We start from the raw sequence: 6,330 nt of genomic DNA, 5'->3' as shown, positions 1-6,330 counted from the left end.
ACCATCTGATGTGGACTCTGTTCTCCCGGTCGGGCCGGTGAATTCGGCTGCGGTGCCGGTGTCCTCCGGTAAAGACCCCGTGGTGTCCGCTGTTGTGGACGGCAAGGACGTCAAGGACGTCAAGGACGTCACGGGTGGCACGGACGTTAAGGGTAGTAAGGAGGGTGCCGGCGGCAGCGTGCCAGGCGGGAAGCCGACTCGTGATGTTCCGGTCGTGCCAGGTTCCAGGCAGAAGCGGCAAGGCACACCGCTGTCGGCATATTCCGATGGAGTAGTGGGTTTCGGGGAGGACCGGCAGGGCACACCGCCGCCGGTGTATTCCCGTGAGGTAGTGGGTTTGGGGCAGGACCGGCAGGGCACACCGCTGTCGGCACAATCCGATGGGGGAGCAGGTTCCGGGCAGGACCGGCAGGATCCGCCGGTCCCGTTGCCGGTGGCGATCAGGTGTCCGGGGCGCATGGTCTGGATATGCCTGGGAACCGGCCGCTGGAGGTACATTCCTCGCAAACACCGGACAAACCGGCGGTGACCCCACATGCTTCTGGTGTGCCCGTGGGGCAGCCGACGTCGCAGAGTGGGATGACCGGCCGAGATGCGGATTCCCATGTGGACTCGGTCGCCGGACATGGGGATTCGCATCGTCTGGATGTTGCTGCGGTGTCGTCGGATTCGGCGATACCGTCGGCGGAGGCGGAGCGGGGGGAGTTGACTGAGGAGCAGGCGGCGGAGTTGGCGGAGCTCCGGTTGAAGGTGGCGCAGCGGGGGCGGAAGAAGCAGGACCGGGACGTGATGGACACCGGGGTGGGCGGGGACCTGCTGGAGGGGCGGGACGAGCGGATTGAGGGGCCGGAGGGAGTATCGGCGTGGGCTGACTTCGATCTCGGTGCGTGGGATCAGTCGGAGGCGGGTTCAGCTGTGTCGGGGGATGCGGGTGCGAGACGCTGACTTTGTATCCCAGTCGGCGTAGTTCGCGGTGTACGCGTCGGGACCCCCCAGGGGGTTGTCGGTGCCGGGCTGGATGATCAGGTGGTGGAGCTGGTCGGGTACCGGCGGGTGTCCTGGTGGGGGTGGCTGGGTTCACTTCTGTTTGACCAGGCGCCGATGCCAGGCGAGCAAGGTGTGTGGTGGGACAATCCGGTGGCCGCGGAGTCGTTGAGGCAGGAGCCGAGCGAGCGCGGCCAGCGGCGCGCGATCCGGCCAGGCAGGCTTCGGCGGGGTGACCTGTCTGCGTAGCACTGTGACCTCGGGGCGGCGGGGTCGCCGGGCTGCCGCAGCAGCTGCCGGGCGTGTTGAGTGGCCCGGGCGGCGGTGGGGTGGGCGGTGGCGCCGAGGATGTGAAGGGTGCGGGTGTGGACTTCCATGACGGACAGGGCGTTTAGCCGCTGGAGCCCGATGGTGTCGATGTGGAAGAAGTCCGTGGGGAGAATGAGTACCGCGCCGAGCTGCGGGAAGAGGTGGCCAGGCTCGGTGGCCTGGACCAGGTGGTGCGTGCCGGGAGCAAGCCCGACATCCAGGTGCCGGTGCGCGAGCTCGGTGATCCGGCACCGCAGCGTGCCGGTGAGCCGGGCAGGCAGCCCAGCCGGCGGAAGCTGAAAGTGCTGCATGAGCTGGCGCAGGCCCTGGACGGTCGTGAGCTTGACTACCTCAGGCGCTTTTTCGGTGAGGACTGGCAGATCAGCCGGGTGACCGGCGGAAACGTGCGCGAGTGGCGTCGCGGCCGTCCCGGCGATCGAGCGGTGCTGCGCGGGATTGTGCTGGACACGATTGTCGAGGCGTTCGGCGGGCCGGAAGCAGCGGTCGCGGTGGCGGACCGACTGCGGGAGCTGGGCCCCCTGCGGGGCCTGCAGGTGTTCTCGCAGAGGCAGCCGGAGTCCACGGCTCAGGCATGGCTGGACGGCCGTGACCAGCCCTTACCGTTCCAACTGCGGGAGATGCGCGAGGCTGCCCGGCTTCCGATTTCTGAGCTGGTGCGCTACCTCGGCCCGGGGGTGGCCGACATCGTCGACTTTCCTCCGGGCGAGTCGGAGGTATGGGAGTGGCTGGAGGGCGCCAGCGCGCCCTCATTGGAGGTTGCTGGGAGGCTGCGCGGGGCTGTTCTGGGGGCTATCACCGAGGGGCTCCTGCGGTCGCCCGCAGGGGCAGCCGGAGGGGCCGTCTAACGCCGCGCGGACGGTGCTCAGTTTGCCCACCATGCAGGAGTGGGGGGCGTGGACTCTGGGAGACGTGGTGGACTACGTCGCGGGAAATGCTGTTCCCGCCGACGCCCCGGACGAGGAAGTGGTGCGCCACCTCGGCGCGGCCCGAGCGGCCGAGCTGACCAGCGTTGACGAGTCCAGGGCTCAGGCATGGCTGGACGGCAGTGACCATGGGCAGCCCTTCTCGTTCCAGCTGCGGGGGATGCGCGAGGCTGCCCGGCTCCCGAGTTCTGAGTTGGTGCGGTACCTCGGCCCGGGCCGGGCAATCGAGGTGACCGGCGGCGTCGTCTCGGAGCGGGGGGTATGGGCGTGGCTGGAGGGCGCCAGCGCGCCCCGCGCGGAGGATGCCGGGACGGCAGCACCGCAGCGTGCCGGTGAGCTGGGCAGGCCGCCCAGCCGGCGGCAGCTGAACGTGCTGCATGAGCTGGTGCAGGCCCTGGACGGACGTGAGATTGACTACCTCACGAGCTTCTTCGGTACGGACTCCTTGGTCGCCGTAACGATCGGCGGCCTTTATCAGTGGCGTCGCAGCGATCGTGCAATGCTGCGCGGGGTCGTGCTGGACACGATTGTCGCGGCGTTCGGCGGCCCGGTAGTCTGCGTCTTCGAGGTCCATGACGAGATTCTTTGCGGTTTGGGTGACCCACGCGGCCGTCGGGTGTGCGGTGGCGCCCAGGATCCGGATCCGCCTGGTGGCGTGTTCGATGACGGTGAGGACGTACATCCTTGTACTGGATAGGGTGACGGTTTCGAAGAAGTCACAGGCCGGCAAGGCGTCGGCCTGGGACGCAGGAAGTCCGCCCATGTGCTGGAGTTCCGGTCAGGTGCGGGGTCGATCCCGGCTGCCTGCACGATTTCCCAGACGGTCGAGGCGGCCACTTTCACTTCCAGGACGAGCAGTTCGCCGTGGATTCGGCGGTATCCCCAGCTGGGGTTGTCTTTTGCCAGGCGCAGCATCAAAGCCCGGATAGAGCGAATGATGCGTGGTCGTCCAGGGCGCTTCGGCTTGGAGAGGGTCGCGTGACGGCGTGTGACCAGGTTGCGGTGCCAGCGCAGCACCGTGTCCGGGCGTACCAGCAACCGCAGCCTGTGCAAAAGATTCCTTGGCAGCGGGTACAGAAGCGCCGCCATGATCGCTCGATCAGCTGGGGTGAACCGCACCTTGGCTTGACCGAGTTGACGTTCTAGCACCGTGATCTGATGGCGCAAGGCCAGGATCTCGACGTCCTTGTCCCGGTCGCTCATCGGCAGCAGGCGCAGCATGGCGAACGTGTTTGTCACGCCCAGGTATGCCGCTGGTTCCAGATCAGTGTGCGGTCCAGGAGTTCGCGGCGGCAGGTCTGCACCCATCTTTCCATGATTGAGTTCATTCTCGGCATCTTGATGCCGCTGAGCACGACCTTGATCCCTGTCTCTGTCAGGACGGTATCGAATAGGGCGGGGAATTTGCCGTCGCGGTCGCGAATCAGGAATCGCGCCCGGCAGTCTGCGTCTTCGAGGTCCATGACGAGATTCTGTGCGGTTTGGGTGACCCGCGCGGCCGTCGGGTGTGCGGTGGCGCCCAGGATCCGGATCGCAGCGGTGGCGCTGATGCTCACCGGTCACGCTCCAGCGCAGGCCCAGCCGACCCCTGCGCTTGGCGAAAACCATATCCGTGCAGGTCATGCTGCGTGGTGGTACTCGTGAAGGATGCCACCCAGCCGGTCGTGTCGACGGATGTTGAGGGGATCGAGTTGCTCCGGTTTGGCGGTCGGCGCAGGCAAGGGACGTAGCGGGCGGGCGTTCGCGATGCCTTGGTGAGGTCGGTGGGAGTTGTAGAAGTCTTCGAATTCCCGTAAGGCGTGGAGCAGGTGCCGCTGGTTCCAGATCAGTGTGCGGTCCAGGAGTTCGCGGCGGCAGGTCTGCACCCATCTTTCCATGATTGAGTTCATTCTCGGCATCTTGATGCCGCTGAGCACGACCTTGATCCCCCACGGTGGTCATCGCGTCTATCAACGAGTGGCTCTGACATCTGAAACAGACCCTAGTAGAGCGGTGCGCCGATGATGCGGTGGTGCACACTGCCTTTGGCGGCCAGCACATACGGCAGATCGCGTCGGGTCGGCTCCAGCCGGAAGGTCGTGTTGTCCCCATAACCTGCATCACCGGCCACGACCGGCGGGAAGTGGCCCCAGGCGGCGAGTTCGTCGAGCATGTCCAGCGCCAACTGCCACTTCGGGCGATGCCCGACCTCGGCCGGGATGGCGCACCGGGCCCGGCGGGCGGCGATGCGTTCCGCCTCAGCACCCACAGCACAGTCATCGTCCCAGCTTTCCGGCAGGAACAGCCGCCAGTCCACCGCCGCCGAAGCCGTTGTGCTTGCCGAAAACCATATCCGTGCAGGTCATGCTGCGTGGTGGTACTCGTGAAGGATGCCACCCAGCCGGTCGTGTCGACGGATGTTGAGGGGATCGAGTTGCTCCGGTTTGGCGGTCGGCGCAGGCAAGGGACGTAGCGGGCGGGCGTTCGCGATGCCTTGGTGAGGTCGGTGGGGGTTGTAGAAGTCTTCGAATTCCCGTAGGGCGTGGAGCAGGTGCCGCTGGTTCCAGATCAGTGTGCGGTCCAGGAGTTCGCGGCGGCAGGTCTGCACCCATCTTTCCATGATTGAGGTTATTCTCGGCATCTTGATGCCGCTGAGCACGACCTTGATCCCTGTCTCTGTCAGGACGGTATCGAATAGGGCGGGGAATTTGCCGTCGCGGTCGCGAATCAGGAATCGCGCCCGGTAGTCTGCGTCTTCGAGGTCCATGACGAGATTCTGTGCGGTTTGGGTGACCCGCGCGGCCGTCGGGTGTGCGGTGGTGCCCAGGATCCGGATCCGCCTGGTGGCGTGTTCGATGACGGTGAGGACGTACATCCTTGTACTGGATAGGGTGACGGTTTCGAAGAAGTCACAGGCCGGCAAGGCGTCGGCCTGGGACGCAGGAAGTCCGCCCATGTGCTGGAGTTCCGGTCAGGTGCGGGGTCGATCCCGGCTGCCTGCACGATTTCCCAGACGGTCGAGGCGGCCACTTTCACTTCCAGGACGAGCAGTTCGCCGTGGATTCGGCGGTATCCCCAGCTGGGGTTGTCTTTTGCCAGGCGCAGCATCAAAGCCCGGATAGAGCGAACGATGCGTGGTCGTCCAGGGCGCTTCGGCTTGGAGAGGGTCGCGTGACGGCGTGTGACCAGGTCGCGGTGCCAGCGCAGCACCGTGTCCGGGCGTACCAGCAACCGCAGCCTGTGCAAAAGATTCCTTGGCAGCGGGTACAGAAGCGCCGCCATGATCGCTCGATCAGCTGGGGTGAACCGCACCCTGGCTTGACCGAGTTGACGTTCTAGCACCGTGATCTGATGGCGCAAGGCCAGGATCTCGACGTCCTTGTCCCGGTCGCTCATCGGCAGCAGGCGCAGCATGGCGAACGTGTTTGTCACGCCCAGGTAGGCCAGTCGCAACAGCACAGTCGATCATCATGCCGTGATGCTCGACAGCAGCGAAAGCGTCCGCTCGAGCGACTACGGTCGACCTCCCCCTACACCGTGCCCGCCGCTTCTGAACAGGGCGGATGAGGTTTACGGCAAGGGCAGGTTCGAGTTCCGCTCAGCGGTGTCGGTGGTGAGGGTGCCGCGCTGGCTTAAGAGGTCGCGCTGCATGCAGACCGACGCCTCGCTGTCGACGTAGGGCCCGAACCTGGGGACCACCTGGAAGCCGCGCCGGCGGTAGAAGGAGATCGCTGCCTTCTGCCGGTCCCCGGTCTCCAGCCGGAGCACGACCGCCCCGTGGTCGCGGGCGTGCCGTTCGAGCGCGTCGAGGATCGCGTCGGCGAGTCCGTGGCCGCGGAGACCGGGCGCCACGTAGAACCGCTTCAGCTCGGCGAACCCGCCGTCCTGGAGCTCGATGCCGCCGATGCCGACCAGCCGGTCTCCGACGCTCGCCCCGACCAGGTGCACCGACCCGGACTTCAGCTCGTGCGTCGAGTACCCGAAGCTCTCGTTCTCGGTGTACTCGGATTCAGCCAAGTCGCTGTCGAGTGCCTCGATCAGTGCGATGACCTCCGGATCGCGGACGGTCACCGGGCGGACCTCGGCGGCATCGGTAGGTTGTGCCATCTCCCGA

Annotated in this window: 9 protein-coding genes and 1 pseudogene; 4 read left to right on the top strand and 6 right to left on the bottom strand. The window is 66.2% G+C overall.

Features of this window, described 5'->3' with window-relative positions; genetic code table 11:
• The 4 genes from SSPN_RS60215 to SSPN_RS56980 form a co-directional block, all read left to right on the top strand.
• Nucleotides 1-529: hypothetical protein (locus SSPN_RS60215; RefSeq protein ID WP_237710705.1), on the top strand; the 529-nt coding region annotated here is incomplete at its 5' end.
• Between the two features lie 50 nt (nucleotides 530-579).
• On the top strand, nucleotides 580-945 hold the full coding sequence (locus SSPN_RS56985; RefSeq protein WP_158309624.1) for a hypothetical protein: 366 nt from the start codon (nucleotides 580-582) through the stop codon (nucleotides 943-945).
• A gap of 458 nt (nucleotides 946-1,403) precedes the next feature.
• A complete protein-coding gene (locus SSPN_RS53865; RefSeq protein WP_158309623.1) occupies nucleotides 1,404-2,159 on the top strand; it encodes a hypothetical protein in 756 nt (251 codons plus the stop codon).
• A 22-nt stretch (nucleotides 2,160-2,181) separates the two neighbouring features.
• Nucleotides 2,182-2,934, top strand: a complete 753-nt coding sequence (locus SSPN_RS56980; RefSeq protein WP_158309622.1) for a hypothetical protein — start codon at nucleotides 2,182-2,184, stop codon at nucleotides 2,932-2,934.
• A 538-nt stretch (nucleotides 2,935-3,472) separates the two neighbouring features.
• On the opposite strand, the gene SSPN_RS0123350 is transcribed toward SSPN_RS56980, so the two are convergent.
• The 6 genes and pseudogenes from SSPN_RS0123350 to SSPN_RS0123330 form a co-directional block, all read right to left on the bottom strand.
• Entirely contained in the window at nucleotides 3,473-3,793 is a 321-nt protein-coding gene (locus SSPN_RS0123350) for a hypothetical protein (RefSeq protein ID WP_010309651.1), read from the bottom strand.
• A 63-nt stretch (nucleotides 3,794-3,856) separates the two neighbouring features.
• Complete coding sequence (locus SSPN_RS45295) at nucleotides 3,857-4,153, bottom strand: integrase core domain-containing protein (RefSeq protein ID WP_010309648.1); 297 nt, start codon at nucleotides 4,151-4,153, stop codon at nucleotides 3,857-3,859.
• Between the two features lie 101 nt (nucleotides 4,154-4,254).
• Nucleotides 4,255-4,545 (bottom strand): annotated as a pseudogene (locus SSPN_RS0123340) (transposase); the annotation flags it as partial.
• 33 nt (nucleotides 4,546-4,578) lie between these two features.
• Nucleotides 4,579-5,043 (bottom strand): integrase core domain-containing protein, encoded by a 465-nt coding sequence (locus tag SSPN_RS60210; protein WP_337466373.1) that lies wholly within the window; start codon nucleotides 5,041-5,043, stop codon nucleotides 4,579-4,581.
• Nucleotides 4,944-5,498: a helix-turn-helix domain-containing protein gene (locus tag SSPN_RS62220; protein ID WP_337466372.1), complete on the bottom strand. Its 555-nt coding sequence runs from the start codon at nucleotides 5,496-5,498 to the stop codon at nucleotides 4,944-4,946. Before SSPN_RS62220 ends, SSPN_RS60210 begins: the two co-directional genes overlap by 100 nt.
• A gap of 288 nt (nucleotides 5,499-5,786) precedes the next feature.
• A complete protein-coding gene (locus tag SSPN_RS0123330) occupies nucleotides 5,787-6,323 on the bottom strand; it encodes a GNAT family N-acetyltransferase (RefSeq protein ID WP_010309639.1) in 537 nt (178 codons plus the stop codon).
• Nucleotides 6,324-6,330: the final 7 nt, after the last annotated feature.

The organism is Saccharopolyspora spinosa NRRL 18395 (genome assembly GCF_000194155.1).
Classification (GTDB): domain Bacteria; phylum Actinomycetota; class Actinomycetes; order Mycobacteriales; family Pseudonocardiaceae; genus Saccharopolyspora; species Saccharopolyspora spinosa.
Note: the sequence above shows the minus strand (reverse complement) of the source record. Positions and strands in the feature narration are given on the sequence as shown.